Source organism: Hymenobacter amundsenii (assembly GCF_002204745.1).
Lineage (GTDB): Bacteria > Bacteroidota > Bacteroidia > Cytophagales > Hymenobacteraceae > Hymenobacter > Hymenobacter amundsenii.
On record NZ_NIRR01000031.1, the window covers coordinates 13689 to 32163 of the forward strand.

The 18475-nt window shown below is 60.8% G+C and carries 15 protein-coding genes; 12 read left to right on the top strand and 3 right to left on the bottom strand.

All coding sequences use genetic code 11. The features are described from left to right. The first annotated feature begins 130 nt into the window (after positions 1-130). From nuoK to CDA63_RS15610, 6 genes are all read left to right on the top strand, one after another. Positions 131-463: an NADH-quinone oxidoreductase subunit NuoK gene (gene nuoK, locus CDA63_RS15585; protein WP_088465389.1), complete on the top strand. Its 333-nt coding sequence runs from the start codon at positions 131-133 to the stop codon at positions 461-463. Positions 464-540: 77 nt separating this feature from the next. Then, complete coding sequence (gene nuoL / locus CDA63_RS15590; RefSeq protein WP_088465390.1) at positions 541-2538, top strand: NADH-quinone oxidoreductase subunit L; 1998 nt, start codon at positions 541-543, stop codon at positions 2536-2538. A 78-nt stretch (positions 2539-2616) separates the two neighbouring features. Further along, the gene (locus tag CDA63_RS21905; RefSeq protein ID WP_394335390.1) at positions 2617-2781 is read left to right on the top strand and encodes a superinfection immunity protein; all 165 of its coding nucleotides are present in this window, start codon (positions 2617-2619) and stop codon (positions 2779-2781) included. 34 nt (positions 2782-2815) lie between these two features. Continuing rightward, a complete protein-coding gene (locus CDA63_RS15600; protein WP_088465392.1) occupies positions 2816-4285 on the top strand; it encodes a complex I subunit 4 family protein in 1470 nt (489 codons plus the stop codon). Between the two features lie 162 nt (positions 4286-4447). Then, positions 4448-5860 carry an NADH-quinone oxidoreductase subunit N gene (locus CDA63_RS15605; RefSeq protein WP_088465393.1) on the top strand — a complete coding sequence of 471 codons (1413 nt, stop codon included), beginning with the start codon at positions 4448-4450 and terminating at the stop codon, positions 5858-5860. A gap of 178 nt (positions 5861-6038) precedes the next feature. Continuing rightward, the gene (locus CDA63_RS15610; RefSeq protein ID WP_165768332.1) at positions 6039-6539 is read left to right on the top strand and encodes a S41 family peptidase; all 501 of its coding nucleotides are present in this window, start codon (positions 6039-6041) and stop codon (positions 6537-6539) included. Between the two features lie 48 nt (positions 6540-6587). Here the strand turns inward: CDA63_RS15610 and CDA63_RS15615 are convergent, their stop codons facing one another. Both CDA63_RS15615 and CDA63_RS15620 read right to left on the bottom strand, forming a co-directional pair. Next, positions 6588-7928 carry an OmpA family protein gene (locus CDA63_RS15615; RefSeq protein WP_088465395.1) on the bottom strand — a complete coding sequence of 447 codons (1341 nt, stop codon included), beginning with the start codon at positions 7926-7928 and terminating at the stop codon, positions 6588-6590. 152 nt (positions 7929-8080) lie between these two features. Then, on the bottom strand, positions 8081-8872 hold the full coding sequence (locus CDA63_RS15620; protein ID WP_088465417.1) for a 3'-5' exonuclease: 792 nt from the start codon (positions 8870-8872) through the stop codon (positions 8081-8083). Positions 8873-9120: 248 nt separating this feature from the next. Between CDA63_RS15620 and CDA63_RS15625 the strand changes: the two genes are divergently transcribed. Further along, the gene (locus CDA63_RS15625; protein ID WP_088465396.1) at positions 9121-9642 is read left to right on the top strand and encodes a YegJ family protein; all 522 of its coding nucleotides are present in this window, start codon (positions 9121-9123) and stop codon (positions 9640-9642) included. 63 nt (positions 9643-9705) lie between these two features. On the opposite strand, the gene aspS is transcribed toward CDA63_RS15625, so the two are convergent. Further along, on the bottom strand, positions 9706-11469 hold the full coding sequence (aspS, locus tag CDA63_RS15630) for an aspartate--tRNA ligase (RefSeq protein WP_088465397.1): 1764 nt from the start codon (positions 11467-11469) through the stop codon (positions 9706-9708). 333 nt (positions 11470-11802) lie between these two features. Here aspS and CDA63_RS15635 point away from each other — a divergent pair, with 333 nt between their 5' ends. From CDA63_RS15635 to CDA63_RS15650, 5 genes are all read left to right on the top strand, one after another. Continuing rightward, a complete protein-coding gene (locus tag CDA63_RS15635; protein ID WP_088465398.1) occupies positions 11803-12702 on the top strand; it encodes an ABC transporter ATP-binding protein in 900 nt (299 codons plus the stop codon). A 193-nt stretch (positions 12703-12895) separates the two neighbouring features. Next, positions 12896-16045 carry an ABC transporter permease/M1 family aminopeptidase gene (locus CDA63_RS15640; protein WP_242434703.1) on the top strand — a complete coding sequence of 1050 codons (3150 nt, stop codon included), beginning with the start codon at positions 12896-12898 and terminating at the stop codon, positions 16043-16045. Between the two features lie 5 nt (positions 16046-16050). Then, a complete protein-coding gene (locus tag CDA63_RS21430; protein WP_242434704.1) occupies positions 16051-16515 on the top strand; it encodes a hypothetical protein in 465 nt (154 codons plus the stop codon). 273 nt (positions 16516-16788) lie between these two features. Beyond that, positions 16789-17142, top strand: coding sequence for an S-adenosylmethionine decarboxylase family protein (locus tag CDA63_RS15645; RefSeq protein ID WP_088465399.1), 354 nt, complete (start codon positions 16789-16791; stop codon positions 17140-17142). Beyond that, positions 17139-18467, top strand: coding sequence for a DUF4178 domain-containing protein (locus CDA63_RS15650; protein WP_088465400.1), 1329 nt, complete (start codon positions 17139-17141; stop codon positions 18465-18467). The genes CDA63_RS15645 and CDA63_RS15650 overlap by 4 nt, the downstream gene beginning before the upstream one ends. The last annotated feature ends 8 nt before the right edge of the window (positions 18468-18475 follow it).

The window sequence follows — 18475 nt, forward strand, 5'->3', positions numbered from 1 at the left end:
GGAAGCGAGGCAAACCAGCAAACGAACCCAGTTAAACAATGGCGTTTTCCGATTTTCAGGATACCTTTGCCCTCCATTGCCCCTGCCGGCCCAGCCGCCAGAGGATTTGCTTAGCCGTTAGCCCTCCCGCATGGACCAGAACATACCGCAGGTTATCCAAACGGTTCCCCTTGAATACTACGTTTTCTTCGCCGCTACGCTCTTCAGCATCGGCGTGCTTGGCGTACTCACCCGGCGCAATGCCATCATTATCTTCATGTGCGTCGAGCTGATGCTCAATGCCGTGAACGTGCTGCTGACCGCCTTCTCGGCCTTCCGCGCCGACCCCAACGGGCAGGTGTTCGTGTTCTTCATCATGGCCGTAGCCGCGGCCGAAGTAGCGGTGGGGCTGGCCATCATTGTGATGATCTACCGTAACCTGCAAAGCACCGACGTTAACCTGTTGAATCGTTTGAAATTTTAACCCCTCCCCAACCCCCGCCGCTAGCTTAGCGGAATCCAAAAGGGAGGGGTTGGGGAGGGGTCACCCGACCCCACGACATGCAAGACTCTGTCATCCCTGCTGCCGGCGCACCGTTTTCAACGTTTCTGTACGTGCTGATTCCGCTGCTGCCGTTTTTGGGTTTTCTACTCAACGGGCTGCTCAACCGGAAGCTGTCGGCTACGGTGGCTGGGGCCATCAGCAGCCTCGCGGTGCTGGGCTCGTTCCTGATTTCGGTGATGCTGTTCTGGGAATTCCTGCACCCCTCGGCCCAGTGGATTGCCCCCGGCGCCACGGCCCACCAAGCCTACACCGTCCAGCTGTTCGATTGGATTTCGGTGGGCTCAATGCAGATTCCCTTCTCCTACCAGATCGACCAGCTCAGCCTGATTATGCTGCTGCTGGTAACGGGCGTGGGCTTCCTGATTCACATCTACAGCATCGGCTACATGGCCCACGACGAGAACGTGGGCAAGTTTTTCAGCTTCCTGAACCTATTCGTGTTCTCAATGCTGGTGCTGGTGCTGGGCTCCAACTTCCTGATTCTGTTTATCGGCTGGGAAGGCGTGGGGCTGTGCTCCTACCTGCTCATCGGCTTCTGGAACACGAACACCAGCTACAACAACGCCGCTAAAAAGGCCTTCATCATCAACCGCGTCGGTGACCTGGGCTTCCTGCTCGGCATCTTCCTGATTTACCTCACCTTTAATTCGGTGCAGTTCGGCGAGGTATTCCAGAAGGCCTCGCTCGGCCAGTTCGGCCCCTACGGCGTGGGCGTGGTCACGTTTATTACGCTGCTGCTGTTCGTGGGCGCCACCGGCAAATCGGCCCAGCTGCCACTATACACTTGGCTGCCCGATGCCATGGCCGGCCCCACCCCCGTTTCGGCCCTCATCCACGCCGCGACGATGGTCACGGCGGGCATCTACATGATTCTGCGGGCCAACGTACTCTTCACGCTGGCTCCCCACACGCTGGAGGTTATTGCCATCATCGGTGCGGCCACGGCCCTGTTCGCGGCCACCATCGGCTTGGCCCAGAACGATATCAAGAAGGTGCTGGCCTACTCCACCGTGTCGCAACTGGGCTACATGTTCCTGGCGCTGGGCGTGATGGGCTACAGCACGTCGCTGTTCCACGTACTTACTCACGCCTTCTTCAAGGCCCTGATGTTCCTGGGCGCGGGCTCCGTGATTCATGCCATGAGCAACGAGCAGGACATGCGCCGTATGGGCGGTTTGCGTAAGGCCCTGCCCATTACGTTCATCACCTTCCTGGTCGGCTGTTTAGCCATTGCCGGCATCCCGCCCTTCGCGGGCTTCTTCTCCAAGGATGAGATTCTGCTCCACGCCTTCGAGCACAGCAAAGTGCTGTACGCGGTGGGTTTGTTCACGGCCTTCCTGACGGCCTTCTACATGTTCCGCCTGCTGTTCCTGACCTTCTTCGGCGAGTTCCGGGGCACCGAGGAACAGAAGCACCACCTGCACGAGTCGCCCGCTTCCATGACCCTGCCGCTCATCGTGCTGGCCATTCTGGCGGCCGTGGGTGGCTTTATGAACGCACCCTTCTTCTTAGGTGAGGAAAACGCCTACCTGTCCAACTACCTCGCCCCTATCTTCACGTACTCGCAGAAGCTCAACCCGGCCGCGTTTGGCGCGGAGGTTGACCACGGCACCGAGCTCATGCTCATCGGACTTTCGGTGGGCGCGGGCGTGCTGGGCATCATCTTCGCCTACGTGATGTACGTGAGTCGTGGAGTACGCCCGGCCGAAGAAGGCGCGCCCCGCGGCTTCCTCGACAACCTGGTGTACCACAAGTACTACATCGACGAGCTGTACAACGCCCTACTGGTGCGACCCATCATGTGGCTGTCGCGCGGCCTCTACCGCTTCGTCGAAAACGGCATCATCGACCCCATCGTCAACGGTTTCGGCCGCGTAACGCTCGGCGGCGGCCAGCTACTCCGCGCCGTGCAAACCGGCTCCGTCGAAACCTACCTCATCCTCATGGTCGTCAGCATCGTGCTGATTATGGCGCTGAACTTCGGGAAGTTTTAGTTAACAACTATGCTGAGCACGCTTCTTCTATCTGGTGGAGAACATGACCCTATCATGTTTGTCGCATGGATATTTCCGATGCTCGGCTTGTTCTATTATTTCATTCCTACTCTGGTTGGGCGAAGTAAACCTCAAAGCCAATCCATATTTCTGATCAACCTTCTGTTGGGTTGGACAATCATTGGATGGGCTTATGCGCTGATCTTGGCTTTACAAAATTCGTCTTCACACTCACGGCTCTAGTTTCTGAGCACCTCCAGAACAACCTGCTTAGTTAATGCTGACTGTCCTTCTTCTACTCTGGCCCGTGGTGGCCGCCCTGCTGCTGCACTTCTTCAAGGGGAAGGCGGCGCGGGTAGCGGCATTTGGCGCGGCCCTCGTTGAGTTCCTGCTGGCTGCCTACGCGGCCCTGCTTTTCAACGCCAATAACTCCGGCCAATTCAGCTTCAACTACGCCTGGGTAGCCTCGGCCGGCATCAACTTCCACCTCGGCATGGACGGGCTCAGTTTGTCGCTGGTGCTGCTGACGACGCTGCTGGTGCCTATTATTCTGCTCAGCGCCTTCCGCCGCAACTTCGAGAACGAGTCGGTGTTCTACGCGCTGGTGCTGTTCATGCAAACCGGCCTGATTGGCGTATTCACGGCCCAGGATGCCTTCCTGTTCTACTTCATGTGGGAGGTGGCCCTGATTCCAATTTACTTCCTGGCCGGCGTCTGGGGCGGCACTGAGCGGGCGCGGGTCACGTTCAAGTTCTTCCTCTACACCATCATCGGTTCGCTGTTCATGCTGGCCGGCTTCGTGTACCTCTACTTCCAGACCGGCCCCTCGCCCGACGGCCTCTCGGCCCACAATTCGGCCCTGACCTCGTTCTACAACATCAACCTGCCCGTCGAAACCCAACTGTGGGTGTTCTGGCTGATTTTCGCGGCCTTCGCCGTGAAGATGCCCATCTTCCCCTTCCACACCTGGCAGCCCGACACCTACACCGAGTCGCCCGCCCCGGCGAGTATGCTGCTGGCCGGCATCATGCTGAAAATGGGCATCTATGGCTGCATGCGCTGGCTGCTGCCCGTTGTGCCCCTGGGCGTTGACTACTGGCAGAACCTGGTGCTCATTCTGGCCGTCATCGGCATTATTTACGGGGCCATCATCGCCATCCGCCAGCACGATGTGAAGCGGCTCATCGCCTACTCCTCGCTCTCGCACGTGGGCCTGATGATTGCCGGCGTGTTCTCGCTCACCCAGCTTGGTATGCAGGGCGCCAGCATTCAGATGCTGGCCCACGGCATCAACGTAGTGGGCCTGTTCTTCATTGCTGATGCTATTGAGCGCCGCACCGGAACCCGCAACATCGCCGATCTGGGCGGCCTTACCCGAAAGGCGCCGGCCCTCACGGTGTGCTTCCTGGTGCTGCTGCTGGGTACGGTGGCGCTGCCGCTCACCAACGGTTTCGTGGGCGAGTTCCTACTGCTGGCCGGCGTATACGAGCACAACGCCTGGCTAGGCGCGGTGGCCGGCATCACCATCATCCTGAGCGCCGTGTACCTGCTGCGTATGTTCCAGCGCGTTATGCTCGGTCCCGATTCCGCCTACTCGGCCACCTTCACCGACCTCACTAGCGGCGAAATAGCCGTGCTGGTGCCGCTCATCGTGCTGGTGTTCTGGATTGGCATCTTCCCCAATTTCTTCCTGCACCTGTCGGAAGGCAGCGTGCTGGGAATTCTGGGCGAAGTAGTGAAACGGTAATCCCACCCCAACCCCTCCCCAAAAGATGCCGCGTATCGAGCGGGGAAGGCGCTAATTTTTAGCATTCTAGCTTCTAGTCTGTAGTCCAAAAAAGAGCCCCTATCTATTCGTCTGGTTCCCCTCCCTTTTGGGCCGGGGGCCGGGGGGAGGGGTCCCGACGATATGAATTCAATCATTCTGCTTTCCGTACTGGGCCTGGGCAACCTGTTTCTGGGGTTCCGCCGTTCCAACCGGCTGCTGCTGCCCATCATGATGCTCATTCTGGGCCTCGTGCTGACGGTGAACTTCCTGGACTGGAACACCGGCGCGGTGCAGCTCATCCGATTCCCGATGCTGACCACCGACAACTTCTCGGTGGCCTTCACGGGCATTATCGTGCTCACGGCCCTACTGCTCGTGCCGTTCTCGCAGCGCTACGTGCTCGACGAGGAGGCCAACCTAGCCGAGTATTACTCGCTGCTGCTGTTCTCGCTGGTGGGGGCCATTATGCTGGTCAGCTACAACCACCTGCTGATGCTGTTTCTGGGCATCGAGACGCTGAGCATCGCCATGTACGTGCTGGCGGGCTCCGACAAGCGCAACCTGCGCTCCAACGAAGCGGCCCTCAAGTACTTCCTGATGGGCGCGTTCTTCACCGGCATCCTGCTCTTCGGAATGGCGCTGGTGTACGGGGCTACGGGTACGTTCGAGCTCAACCAAATCAGCTTCGCAGTCCAGAACCCGGTTAACGCCTCGCTGCGGCCGATGCTCTACATTGGCATGCTGCTGATGCTGATCGGCATGTCGTTTAAGGTAGGTGCCGCGCCCTTCCACTTCTGGACGCCCGACGTGTATGAGGGCACGCCCACCTTCTTCACAGCCTTCATGAGCACGGTAGTAAAAGTAGCGGGCATTGCCGCGCTGCTGAAACTGCTGGTACAGGTGTTTCCGGCCGCTTCGGCCCAGGGCGTGTGGTTGCCCACGCTCACGGCCATCTGCGTGCTCACGCTGCTCATCGGCAATGTGGGGGCCGTCGTCCAGACCAGCCTCAAGCGGATGCTGGCCTATTCCAGCATCTCCCACGCCGGCTACCTGCTCATTGCGCTGGTGGCCTACAATGGCGCCCTCGAAGGCCCGTCGGCCAACGCCGTGCTGTTCTATTCGCTGGCTTACTCGGTGGCTACGGTGGCCGCCTTCGGGGTGCTGAAACTGGTAGCCGACGCCCGCCAGCGTGAGGACTATAACGGCCTCAACGGCTTGGCCAAAACCAACCCGCTGCTGGCCTTCTGCCTCACGGTATCCATGTTGAGCCTAGCCGGTATTCCGCTCACTGGCGGTTTCTTCGGCAAGTTCTTCGTGTTCGCGGCCGCCGTCGAAAACGGCTACATCGGCCTTGTCATCTTCGCCCTACTAATGTCGATGGTAAGCATCTACTACTACCTGCGCCCCATTATCGCCATGTACATGCGCGACGCCGACGACGATACGGCCGCGGCCGTGCCCGTCAGCACTTTCCAGTCGGGTGCCCTGCTGCTGCTGGCCCTGCTGACGGTATTGTTGGGCGTGCTTCCCGGTTTGGTGGCCGGGGTGCTATAAGCTGAGGAGCCCCTTTGCCACCGCGCAAACCGACAACGCCCCCGCCGCCTGGTGGGGGCGTTTTGCGTTCGGGCCACTTGTATCTTATCGGCTAAAAAGCAGACTGCTGCTGCCGGGTTTTATCATTTCTGGGGTCAAATAGGACGAATGTAGCGTGAAGCCCCAGCTTCGCGTTTCGTTGAACGACGTCGATTGGCAGTCAGCAACAACGCGCGAAGCTGGCGCTTCGCGCTACCTCTTACGGGCGCAAGTCCACCTGGCCAACTACAAGGCCCTGCGCCAGCCCGGCGGCTACGGCCGGTTTGGCCCACCCCAAGCCCTCTACATAACGCCCGCCGCCAGCCCGCGCTTCCTTGGCCCGCTCGTGCTACTCACTTCCGACCAGACTGCCAGCGCCGCCGAAGACCTAACGATTTCCCTGGCTCAACGCCCCGAAGTGACGCTTGTGGGCACGGCAACTAAGGGCATGTTCTCCGATATGTACAGCGTGCACTTGCCCAACGGCCTCAACGTCACGCTTTCCAACCAGCGCTACACCACCCCCACCGGCCAGGTGCTGGAAGACGTAGGTGTGGCCCCGGATGTGCCCATCGAGAACACGCCCACCACCCTGCAACAGGGCCAGGATCCGGTGCTGCAAAAGGCGCTGGAAGTGGCCCGGCAGAAGGTTCGTCCCTGATCGTCCGGATTTTCCAGAACTTCAACTCTGGGGAACTCCGCAAAACCGCTACTTTTTCAGCACCCGGATACTGATGCGGCGGTTGAGGGCGCGGCCTTCGTCAGTAGTGTTGGATGTGATAAAGTACTTGCCGCCATAGCCCTTGGCCTGCACCCGATTGATGTCCACACCCATGCCCGCAATGGCCAGCATGGCCGTTTTGGCGCGCTCCTCGCTGAGCTGGAAGTTCTTCAGCGCCGCGCCCGTGCTGTCGGTGTATCCCCCAATTTTCACCACCGAGCCGGGGAAGGTGTTGAGGATGCTGGCCACGTTGCGCAGCTGCATAAACGATTCGTCGGTGAGCGTGGTGGCACCGGGTTCGAAGTACACCCGGTCGAAGTTGATCCAGCCCTTGGTGCGGTTCACCGAATCAACCTGTCGGGCAGGGTCGGCCAGGAAGATGTAGAGGCGGTTTTCCGTGGAGTTGGCCCCGACTTTCTGGGTAGTGCCGTCGGCTAATCGCAGAATCAGGGGCTGGCCCGTATCGTAGATGTAGTTGCCACTGGCATCGTCGTAGCGGCCGGTGGAGCCGGCAGGGCTGGTAGTAGCTGCTGTGGCCCGAGCCGTCAGGGGCTCGGCCACCGAGGCTGACGTAGCCGCTAAGCTTAGCGCGGAGGCGGGCGGCGTTTCGCGCTGGTTACCGAAGATATAGCCCAGTGCTACTGCCAGCAGCAGTAGCAGTCCCCAGGGCCACCGCGCTGAACCGCTGCCCGTTTCGGGATTCTTCGGTGTGTACGTATGGCCGCCACCCACCGGGGCCCAAGTGCCGGCCGCCGCATTCGGCAAGGGTAGCGCGGGCACCGCCACCGGCGCGGGCTTACCCTGCAGAATAGCCGGCGCAGCCACCGGACGGGCAGTCTCGGACGGCAACTCAGGCAGCTCCCCACCTTCCCGGATCAGCCAGGTAGCCAGTGCCGCCGCGCCGAAGTTCTGCTCCTGGCTATGCTCCCCAATAACGCCCAGCGTAGCCACGGCCGCCGCGCTCAACACCCGCTCGGCCGCCGACACCGCCACGCCGCCGGCCGTAGCCAACCGGAGCGCCGTGAAGTGGTAGGAATCGCCCAGCAGCCCCTGCATCAACGACTCGCCGCGCCGGGCCCAGGCCTGCTTGTTTTCGGGGGTGGTGGGCTCCAGTACGCTGGCTCCGTACGCCTCCCGGCTCAGCTTCCAGACGGCTTCCGGTCCTTCGGGGCCGCTGGCCCTGCCGCTGAGGGCCTGCACTACCACCGGAATGGCCCGCTGAAACGTGAGTCGCAACGCCATTATGTCTTCGTGGGTTTCCTGCGCCAGCTGCTCCAGCGTTTCATCGCGAAAAGCGACCTGAATGCTGTTTGCTAAGGTGTATTCCATGATTTCTTCCCGCTTATATCCAACATAAATAAAACTACATTTTTTATTTGAATAATTAATATAAAAACCCTAATAAGAAGCCTGTCCCTCAGTAGAGAAGCCGGCAGAACGTATTCGGGTGTTTGCCGCAGCGGACCACTTCGAAAACTGGCTCAAGTGCGGCGGAGCACCACGGTTTCTTCGTTGGCATACACCACGGCCTCGTCGGGAAAGGGTTCGTCGCCCCGGAATTTCTGGAGCAGGCGGGCGGTGGTGATGATGTCTTTTTGGCAGTAACGGGCAATGCGGGGCAAATCGTTTTCCTCGTAGTACACCCGGGCCACATCCTTACCCTGAATGTCGTCTTTGGGCGTGGGGATGCCGAACATGGCCGCCAGCAGACTCAGGGACGTGAACGACTTCCGGTCGCCGAACTTCCAGAGTTCCATCGTATCGAGGTGGGGCACTTCCCAGGGCTTTTTGCCAGCCGTATCGAGGTGAGGCGGCAGGGGCAGGCCGTTGATGAGCAGGCGGCGCGAGAGGTAGGGAAAGTCGAACTCCTTGCCGTTGTGCCCGCAGAGCCGAAACTGCGGCCGGTGGCTGATGACGGCGCTGAATTCGCGCAGCAGTTCCCGTTCGTCGTGCCCGAAAAACGACTTCACGCTGAAGCGTAGCGCCCCGTCGGCGGCGTACCGGAACCGCCCCACCGAAATACACACCACCCGCCCGAACTCGGCGTAGATGCCGGCCTGCTCGAACAGGGCCGAGGCGTGCAGGGTATCGGGCAGGGGCGCGATGTGACCGTGGTGCGAAATCCAGCCTTTCTCGCGGCGCAGCGCGTGGCACTTATGCTCCCAAAGCTCCTTGAGCATCTCGTGCAGGTCGTCGTGGCAGCCCACGCAGGGCACGGTTTCGATGTCGAGCACGAATATCTCGTCGAGTTTCAGGTCGCGGAGCAGGCGCATAACGGGCAGCATTAAAATGGGGCGGATAGTGGAATATAGGGGTTTTACGGGCGATAGGCGAAGCATTACTTCTGTAAGTATCCGCTCAACAGGGTTAGCAGGCCAGTTGCTGCCAGGCTACCGGAAAGGCCTTCTCCCGGTGGTTCCGGCAAAGAAGGCAGCCTACTTCACTGGTGAAGCATCTGCCGGAATCCGTTTATTTGCGCCGTTAATCCTCTATTCCAGCTTCCTTAAGCAGCCTGTATCACATGTTTCTGAAAACTACTTCGCTCCTGCCGCGCGTCTTGTTGGCCGGTTCACTGTTGCTGAGCAACTGTTCTTCTGCTCCCGATGATAAGGTAGAGCGGGCCGGTGAGCCGACCATCTACAACGTGGAAGCGGAAGACCCCGAAATGCAAATGGCCATGAAGCAGGGCAAGGCGACCTTCCCGCAGTTCATGGCCGCCATTGCCCAACCTGATTCCACCATTACCAATCCCGCCATCAAAGTTCCATACGAGCAGGACGGGCAAACTGAGTTTTTGTGGCTCACCGACCCGACCATCGAGCATGGTACCCTCTACGGCATTATAGGCAACAAGCCGGAATACACGAATCAAGTCAAGGAAGGCGACAAAGTAGTCATCGATACGACCCTGATGGCCGACTGGAACTATGTCCAGCACAATCGGCTCATTGGTGGCTACACGGTGAAGCTGCTACGCAACCGCATGTCGGCCGAGGAGCGGGCAGACTTTGACGAAAGCACCGGCTGGGACTTTGGCCAATAAACCGCAACGGCGGCCCCTGATTCTTCAGAGGCCGCCGTTGTATTTCAAGAAAGGAAGTGCTACTTATTTCGTCACTACATCCGTTTTAATACTCAGTTCCTTCAGCTGCGCACCCGAAATCTGCGAGGGCGAGTCAATCATCACGTCGCGGCCAGAGTTGTTTTTGGGGAAGGCGATGAAGTCGCGGATGGAGTCGGCGCCGCCGAAGAGGCTGCAGAGGCGGTCGAAACCGAAGGCAATGCCGCCGTGGGGAGGCGCGCCGTACTCGAAGGCATCGAGCAGGAAGCCGAACTGGGCTTTGGCTTCTTCATCACTAAAGCCGAGCAGACTGAACATGCGGGCCTGCACCGTGCGGTCGTGGATACGGATGGACCCGCCGCCCACTTCCACGCCGTTAATCACCATATCGTAGGCGTTAGCGCGAGCCTGGCCGATGGTGTCGGGGTTGTCGAGCAGGGCCATGTCCTCGGGTTTGGGCGAGGTGAAAGGGTGGTGCATGGCAAAGTAGCGACCTTCCTCTTCCAGGTATTCGAGCAGCGGAAAATCGACCACCCACAGCGCCGAGAAGGTGTCCTTGTCGCGCAGGCCGAGGAGCTGGCCCATTTCCAGGCGCAGTTCCGAGAGGGCCTTGCGGGTTTTGTCGGCCGGACCGGCCAGCACCAGCAGCAAGTCGCCGGGCTGGGCGTTGAAGGCGGCTTTCCACTGTTGCAGGGCCTTCTGGTCGTAGAACTTATCGACCGACGACTTCACCGAGCCGTCGGCCTCCACGCGGGCGTACACGAGGCCGGTGGCCCCGATCTGAGGGCGCTTCACGTAGTCGGTCAGCTCGTCGAGCTGCTTGCGGGTGTAGCTGGCCGCGCCCGTAGCACAGATGCCCACCACCAGCTCGGCAGCTTCGAATACCGGGAAGTTGTGGCCTTTTGCCACATCATTCAGTTCGGTGAACTTCATTTCGAAGCGCGTATCGGGCTTGTCGTTGCCGTAGAAGCGCATGGCATCCTGGTAGGTCATGCGGGGCAGCGTCCCGATTTCCAGGTTCTTCACCTCCCGGAATAGGTACTGCACCAGCCCCTCGAAGGTGTTAAGGATGTCCTCCTGCTCCACAAACGACATTTCGCAGTCGATCTGGGTGAATTCGGGCTGGCGGTCGGCGCGCAGGTCTTCGTCGCGAAAGCACTTCACGATCTGGAAGTAGCGGTCGAAGCCCGACACCATCAGCAGCTGCTTGAAGGTTTGGGGGCTCTGGGGCAGGGCGTAGAACTCACCGGGGTTCATGCGGGAGGGCACCACGAAGTCGCGGGCCCCTTCGGGCGTGCTCTTGATGAGCACCGGCGTTTCGACTTCGATGAACTCCTGGCCGTCGAGGAACCGGCGGGTGGCCTGGGCCACGCGGTGGCGCAGCATCAGGTTCTGGCGCACCGGGTTGCGGCGCAAATCGAGGTAGCGGTACTTCATCCGCAGGTCGTCGCCGCCGTCGGTGTCGTCCTCAATCAGAAAGGGCGGCAGCTTGGCGGGGTTGAGCACGTCGAGTTTCTCCACCCGGATTTCTATGCCGCCGGTGGGCATTTTGTCGTTTTTGGAGTGGCGCTCGGCCACGGTGCCGGTCACGCAGAGCACGAACTCGCGGCCCAGCTGGCGGGCCTGTTCGCGCACTTCGGCGGTTTCCACGCCTTCTTCCAGGGCCAGCTGCGTCAGGCCGTACCGGTCGCGCAGATCCACCCACAGAATGCCGCCCTTGTCGCGGGTGCGCTGCACCCAGCCGCAGAGCGTAACGGTTTGGCCAATATGTTCGGGGCGCAGTTCGCCGCAGGTGTGGGTTCGGAGCATAGGTCTATATTTTGAGCGAAGATACTTTATTGAGATATGAGTAGGGAGAAGGAAGAGGCGAGATATTTTCTGATGGGTTTTCTCGCGGAGGTTCGCGAAGAAGTGAGTGCAGGTTGAAAAGAACCCCTCTCTCCTACCGTCGCGCATTTCTTTGCGGAAAAACTTTCCTCCTCGTGTAATACGAATGCCCAACCAACGATACACCCTTCGTCGGCGCGTTGGCCCCCAGCCAGGGCCGGTTGGTTGAAAAGCGTCGGCGGCCTATGCAGGTTTTCCTATGTTTGTTGGCACCCTTTCTACTCGCACCAATCATCTGCCTCTCATCCTTCTTGTATGGAACTTCGCATTGAGCACCTCTCGAAAACCTACGCCAACGGCACCCAGGCCCTGCGCGACGTTACGCTTACTATCCCGACTGGCATGTTCGGGCTGCTGGGACCCAACGGGGCTGGTAAATCGAGCTTGATGCGCACCATTGCCACCTTGCAGGAGGCCGACAGCGGCAGCATTCAGTTGGGCGACCTGGACGTGCTGCAAAACAAGGACGCCGTGCGCCGGGTGCTGGGCTACCTGCCCCAGGAGTTTGGGGTGTACCCCAAAATTTCGGCCGAGGAGCTGCTCGACCATTTCGCCGTGCTCAAGGGCATCAGCGACAGCAAGCAGCGCCGCGACATTGTATCGGGGCTGCTGCACCGAACCAATCTCTACGAAGTGCGCAAGAAGAATTTGGGCGGCTACTCGGGCGGCATGAAGCAGCGCTTCGGCATCGCCCAGGCCCTGCTGGGCAACCCCCGCCTGATTATCGTGGATGAGCCCACCGCCGGCCTCGACCCGGCCGAGCGCAACCGTTTCCACAACCTGCTGGCCGAAATCGGGGAGAACATCATCGTGATTCTGAGCACCCACATCGTGGGCGACGTGAGTGACTTGTGCCGCAACATGGCCATCATAAATAAGGGCCAGGTGCTGCTCACCGGCGACCCGCTGGTGGTGATGCAGGAGCTGCGGGGCCAGGTGTGGCGGCGCGAAATTGACAAGGAGCAGCTACCCGCGCTCCAGCAGGAGCAGCAGGTAATTTCCACCCGCCTGTTTGCCGGCCGCACCATCGTGCACGTGGTAGCCGGCAGCCAGCCCGGCCCGGAGTACGACGGCGTGGAGCCAACGCTGGAAGACGTGTACTTCGCCCGCATCAAGCAGGCGGAAATGGTGAATGCAGTAGCGGTAGAAAGCTAGAAACTAGCTCCCCTCCTTGGAAAGGAGGGGCTGGGGGTGGTTGATTTCCTCAGAACGATTCTTCGCTCTAAAGCTAGTTTTTAGCCGAAGTTCAAGCGTCATCAACCACCCTCAACCCCTCCTTTCCAAGGAGGGGAGCTATGCTCTTCTTTCCTCCCCCTCCTAACTCCCTCAGCTCCTCACTCCTGCTCCCATGTTTCTACAGATATTCAAATTTGAGCTTTGGTACCGGCTGCGGCGGCCGGCTACGTACATTTATTTCGGCATTCTGCTGGTGCTCTCCTTGCTGATGGCCCTCGTGACGGGGGGCTTCTTTGAGAGCCTGACGGCGGTGGTGGGCAGCGGTAAGGTGCACTTGAACTCGCCCTTTACCATCAACGGCCTGACCAGCGCCCTGACACTGGTGCCGGGGATTCTGCTGGTGTCGGCCATGTTCGGGCCGGCGGTATTGCGCGACTTCGACTCCCAGATGCACCCGCTGCTCTTCACCACGCCCATCAGCAAGTGGGGCTACCTGGGCGGGCGGTTTTTTGGCACCCTCGTGATTACCGTGCTCATGATGGGCGGTATCGGGCTGGGGCTGCTAATCGGGGCGCTGTTTCCGGGCATTCCGGCCGACCGACTGGGGGAGTTCCACCTCAGCTACTACCTGGTTCCTTACTTGACCTTCGTGCTGCCAAACGTACTGCTGACGGGGGCCATTTTCTTTGCCCTGGCCACCCTCACGCGTCAGGCTTTGAGCACCTACGTGGGCAGCATCGTGTTTCTGGTGCTCTACTTCGTGGCCCAGGCCCAGCTCTCCGACCTCGATAACCAGACCGTAGCTTCCCTGCTCGACCCCATGGGCAGCGGGGCCATGGCTTTGCTGACCAAGTACTGGACGCCCGTTGAGAAAAACGCCCGCCTGATTCTACCCACCGGGCTACTGGGCCTCAACCGGTTGCTGTGGCTGCTTGTGGGGCTGTTATTGTTCGCCTTCTGCTACCTGCGCTTCCGCTTCGAGCAGGGCGCTACCGGCAGCGCTAAGCGCAGCCGGCCCCAGACCGCGCCCGGCGTGGTGGTGGCCCCGACCGCCCCGGTGCTGCTGCCGCCCGTGGAGCAGCATTTCGGCTTCGCCCAGTACTTCCGCCAGTACCTGCGCCTGACCTGGCTGGGCCTGCGCGACGTGTTACGCAGCCCTTACTTTATTGCCATTGTGGCGGCCGGCCTGGCGTTTTTGCTGGCGGCGGCGTTGCAAATCGGGAAGATTTTCGACACCACTACCTACCCCGTTACGGCCCAGGTGATTGAGATTTTGTCGGGCTCGTTCTCGCTGTTCGTGCTGGCCATCGTCACGTTTTACGCCGGCGAGCTGGTGTGGAAGGAGCGCGACGCCCGCCTCAACCAGATGCACGACGCGCTGCCCATTCCCAACTGGGTGCCGTTTGCCAGCAAGCTCACGGCCCTGCTGCTGGTGCCGGTAGTGCTGCTGCTCATTGTCATGGTGTTCGGCATCGGCACTCAGCTAGTGTCGGGCTACACCCACCTCGAAATCGGGCTGTACCTGCGCTGGCTGTTCGGGCTGAAGCTGGTGGATTACTGGCTGGTGGTGGTGCTGGCCGTGGTGGTGCACGTGGTGGTGAACAACAAGTACCTGGGCCACTTCGTGATGGTGCTCTACTACGTGTTCACGATTTTTGCCGGGCAAATGGGGCTGGAGCACAACCTGCTGCTCTTTGGCGCCGACTCGGGTATCCGCTACTCCGACATGAACGGGTTCGGCCACTTCGTGGGACCCTACCTGTGGTTCAAACTCTATTGGGGCCTGCTGGCCGTGGCCCTGGCCATCGTGGCCAACCTGCTATGGGTGCGCGGCTCCGAAACCGACTGGGATACCCGCCGCGAGCTGGCCGCCCGCCGTTTTACCGGCCCGGCCCGGGCGGCGCTGGCCTTGGCGCTGCTGGGCTTCGTGGCCGTGGGCAGCTGGATTTTCTACAACACCAACGTGCTCAATACCTACCGCGGCAGCAAGGCCCGCCAGCAGCTCACCGTGAAGTACGAGCAGCAGTACGGCCGCTACCGCCGCACGCCCCAGCCCCGCATTGTGGCCGTGGATGTGCAGGTAGACCTGTTTCCGGAGCGGCAGGAAGCCCGGGTGCAGGGCCAGTACTGGCTGCGCAACAAAACCGCCGCCGCCCTCGACACCGTGATTCTGAACCTGCCCGAAGACGTGCGCATCCGCAAGATGCAGCTTGGGGCGGGCGGGGCCACCGCCGTGGTGGCCGATTCCGTGCTAGGCTTCTACGTGCAACGCCTGCCCCGGCCCCTGGCTCCCGGCGACTCGCTGGCCCTCACCTTCGATTTGTACTACGATTCCCCCGGCTTCGAGCAGCAAACCCAGCGCACGGGCATTGTGGCCAACGGCACGTTCGTCAACAACGGCACCCTGCCCCACATCGGCTACAACGCTGATGCGGAAATAGGCGAGGAAAGCGCCCGCAAGAAGTTCGGCCTCAAGCCCAAGCTGCGCATGGCCCGCCTCGAAGACACCGCCGCCCGCGCCAACACCTACATTGCCTCCGACGCCGACTGGGTGCGCTTTGCCGCCACCGTGAGCACCGTGCCCGACCAGCTGGCCCTGGCTCCCGGCTACCTGCAAAAGGAGTGGACCGCCAACGGCCGCCGCTACTTCCGCTACACCATGGACGCGCCCATCTTGGATTTCTACTCGTTCCAGTCGGCCCGCTACGCCGAACGCCACGCCAAATGGCGCGACGTGGACATCACGATTTACTACCAGCCCGGCCACGAGTACAACCTGGACCGCATGGTGCGCGGCGTGCAGGACGCCCTTGCCTACTACACCAAAAACTTCGGCCCCTACCAGCACCGGCAGGTACGCATCGTGGAGTTTCCGGGCTACTCGGCCTTCGCCCAGTCGTTCCCGAACACCATTCCGTTTTCGGAGAACATCGGCTTCATTGCCAAAGTGGACACCGCCAACCCCAAGGACGTGGACTACCCCTACTACGTGACGGCCCATGAGGTGGCGCACCAGTGGTGGGCCCACCAGGTTATCGGGGCGGCGGCCCAGGGCGGTACGCTGTTGTCGGAAACCCTCTCGCAGTACTCGGCCCTGATGGTGATGAAGCAGAAGTACGGACCCGAGCGCATGCGCAAGTTCCTCAAGTACGAGCTCGACACTTACCTGCGCGGCCGCAGCACCGAGCGCGTGGCCGAACAGCCCCTCTACCGCGTCGAAAACCAACAGTACATCCATTACCGCAAGGGCTCGGTGGTGATGTACGCCCTGGCCGACTACCTCGGCGAAGACAAGGTGAACCAGCGCTTTCGGCTTACCTGAACAAGGTGAAGTTCCAGCAGCCGCCCTACACGACCTCGCTGGACCTGCTGCGCGAGTTCCGCCAGGTAACGCCCGACTCGTTGCAATACCTGCTCACGGATATGTTCGAGCGCATCGCGCTGTATGAGAACAAGGCCGATTCCGTAACGGCCCGCAAGCTGCCCGACGGCCGCTACCGCGTGGACATGGTGCTCAACGCTAAAAAGGTATACGCCGACAGCCTGGGCAACGAAACCCCGGCCCGGCGAATGAACGACCTGATTGACGTGGCCGTACTGGCCCGCCGGAAAATCAACGGCCAGTGGCAGGATGTGCCGTTGTATCGCCAGAAGCGCCGCTTCCGACCTGGTGTTACCCGCCTGAGCGTCATCGTGCCCGAAAAGCCCGAAAAAGCAGGCATCGACCCCTACAACCTGCTCATCGACCGCACCCCGGACGATAACCTGAAAACGGTAACGATGGAGAAGTAGCGGGGAGGCGAACAGGAATCTGTAAGCGGTAAAAAGACCTTCATGCAGAGCATCGTGAAAAACGAATATTTACCTGCATGTTCATGGCATGAGTTTACCCTTGCTCCCTTGATATACAAGTATCAGGGGCGGCATTGGGTCAGACTTCAGGGTATGTAGTAGACGGATTCTCCAGCTTCCCAACTCGAAACAACCGGTTTCACTCATCCGCCCATTTCACTATCTTGCCGGGGTCTGGCCCAATAGTTCGGGGCGGGTGATTAGGATAACTGAATGGATTCTTACGCTCCCGGCCTGCATATTCTGGCCACGTTTACGGCACCGACGCCGGCCCTGCGGGATATGGCTGCCTGCCGGGCTTTCTTTGAGGGCCAGATTGCCGGGCAGGGCCTGACGGCCGTAGGCAGTGCCTACCATGCCTTCGAGGACGGCGGCTTTACGGCCGTGGTGGCCCTCACCGAGTCGCACCTGAGCATTCATACCTGGCCCGAGCACGGCCTGGCCACGTTCGACGTGTTTCTGAGCAACTTCCGCCGCGACAATGCCGACCGGGCCCGCAGCCTGTACGCGGCCACCCTGGACTTCTTCGGGGCCGTTGAGCAGAGCAAAACCGAAGTGCGCCGATGAATCCGTCCGTTTCGTTTGCCCCGGCCGCCATCCATTGCCCGCACTGCGCCCACGAGGTCTGTTACTACGATGCCCTCCAAAGCGCCTTTTTCGGGTGCCCCGAATGCGGGACGTTTTTTGAGTACCCCGAGGTGGGCAAGCCTAAGCAGCTACGCCGCTTCAAGGAGCAACCGCCCCACGCCCGGCCGCTGGCGCTGGGCACCACGGGCCAGCTGGACGGCGAAACCTACCGCATCACAGGCTACCAGTGGCGTTGCGAGGCCAAGGGGCCGAACTACCGCTGGGAGGAGTTCCAGCTCCGCCACGAAACCACCGGGGCCAACCGCCAGTTGGCCGTATTCCAGGGCCACTGGCTGCTGATTGAGCCCACCAACGAGCAATACCGCTCCTCCACGGGCGGCACCGTAGTAACGGATGACGCTGATTTTCAGCTCTACAACCGCTACTCGCCCCGGGTGCTGTACGCCGAGGGCGAGTTCGATTGGAACGTGCTAAGTGATGAGAGCCTGACCGTTTCGGAGTTCATCAGTCCGCCCCAAATGCTGGTGCGTGAACGGCAGAACAAAAACAATGACCACTGGTTTCTGGCCCGCTACTTGGAGCCCCGGGAAGTAGCCGCAGCTTTTGGGGTGACCATGAGCCGGTTGCCCTACCGCAGCGGCACCGGGGCGGCCCAGCCCGCCCCGGGCCACGCCAATTGGCCCCAGCTGTTCACGTTTTCCCTGCTCATGGTCCTGGCCGTGGTTTTGACGCACGTTTTTCTGATGCTTTGGGGCAACGAAACCGTGTTTAACCGCGAGTTTGTGACCGTCCCTCTGCCCCCGCAGCCCATCACAGATTCGCTGGGCCAGTTGGTAACGCCTAACGGCTCCGAGCGGCAGGTTTTGGTGTCGCCGTCGTTCACGGTGCCCGGCACCGGGGCCCTTACGGTGAAGCTATGGGCCAGCCTCAACAACAACTGGGTGGAGCTGCCCTACGCGCTGGTGAACGAGCAAACCGGCCAGCAGTTCGCGGCTACCGGCAATCTGGAGTCGTATTCGGGCGTGGAAGACGGCGAGAGTTGGCACGAGGGCAACCAAGACGCGGAAGCCCTGCTCAGCCAGGTACCAGCCGGGCCCTATCACCTTAACTTCTACCCCGTAGCCGACCTCGGCAAGCCGGAAGCTATTCAGTTTCGGGCCACCGTGCAGGCCCGGGCCACGGCCGGCTCCAACGCCGTGCTGGCCCTGGTGCTGCTGCTGCTCTACCCGGGCATCCTGTACGCACTGCGGGCCTCCCACGAATCCTCGCGCTGGGAAAACAGTGACTTCAGCCCCTATTCCTGACCTTCTGC

What these genes read in the sequence shown, in the direction of transcription:
- nuoK (WP_088465389.1), top strand. Translation starts at nt 131, where the DNA reads ATGGACCAGAACATACCGCAGGTTATCCAAACGGTTCCCCTTGAATAC.
- nuoL (WP_088465390.1), top strand. Translation starts at nt 541, where the DNA reads ATGCAAGACTCTGTCATCCCTGCTGCCGGCGCACCGTTTTCAACGTTT.
- CDA63_RS21905 (WP_394335390.1), top strand. Translation starts at nt 2,617, where the DNA reads ATGCTCGGCTTGTTCTATTATTTCATTCCTACTCTGGTTGGGCGAAGT.
- CDA63_RS15600 (WP_088465392.1), top strand. Translation starts at nt 2,816, where the DNA reads ATGCTGACTGTCCTTCTTCTACTCTGGCCCGTGGTGGCCGCCCTGCTG.
- CDA63_RS15605 (WP_088465393.1), top strand. Translation starts at nt 4,448, where the DNA reads ATGAATTCAATCATTCTGCTTTCCGTACTGGGCCTGGGCAACCTGTTT.
- CDA63_RS15615 (WP_088465395.1), bottom strand. Translation starts at nt 7,928, where the DNA reads ATGGAATACACCTTAGCAAACAGCATTCAGGTCGCTTTTCGCGATGAA.
- CDA63_RS15620 (WP_088465417.1), bottom strand. Translation starts at nt 8,872, where the DNA reads ATGCGCCTGCTCCGCGACCTGAAACTCGACGAGATATTCGTGCTCGAC.
- CDA63_RS15625 (WP_088465396.1), top strand. Translation starts at nt 9,121, where the DNA reads ATGTTTCTGAAAACTACTTCGCTCCTGCCGCGCGTCTTGTTGGCCGGT.
- aspS (WP_088465397.1), bottom strand. Translation starts at nt 11,469, where the DNA reads ATGCTCCGAACCCACACCTGCGGCGAACTGCGCCCCGAACATATTGGC.
- CDA63_RS15635 (WP_088465398.1), top strand. Translation starts at nt 11,803, where the DNA reads ATGGAACTTCGCATTGAGCACCTCTCGAAAACCTACGCCAACGGCACC.
- CDA63_RS15640 (WP_242434703.1), top strand. Translation starts at nt 12,896, where the DNA reads ATGTTTCTACAGATATTCAAATTTGAGCTTTGGTACCGGCTGCGGCGG.
- CDA63_RS15645 (WP_088465399.1), top strand. Translation starts at nt 16,789, where the DNA reads ATGGATTCTTACGCTCCCGGCCTGCATATTCTGGCCACGTTTACGGCA.
- CDA63_RS15650 (WP_088465400.1), top strand. Translation starts at nt 17,139, where the DNA reads ATGAATCCGTCCGTTTCGTTTGCCCCGGCCGCCATCCATTGCCCGCAC.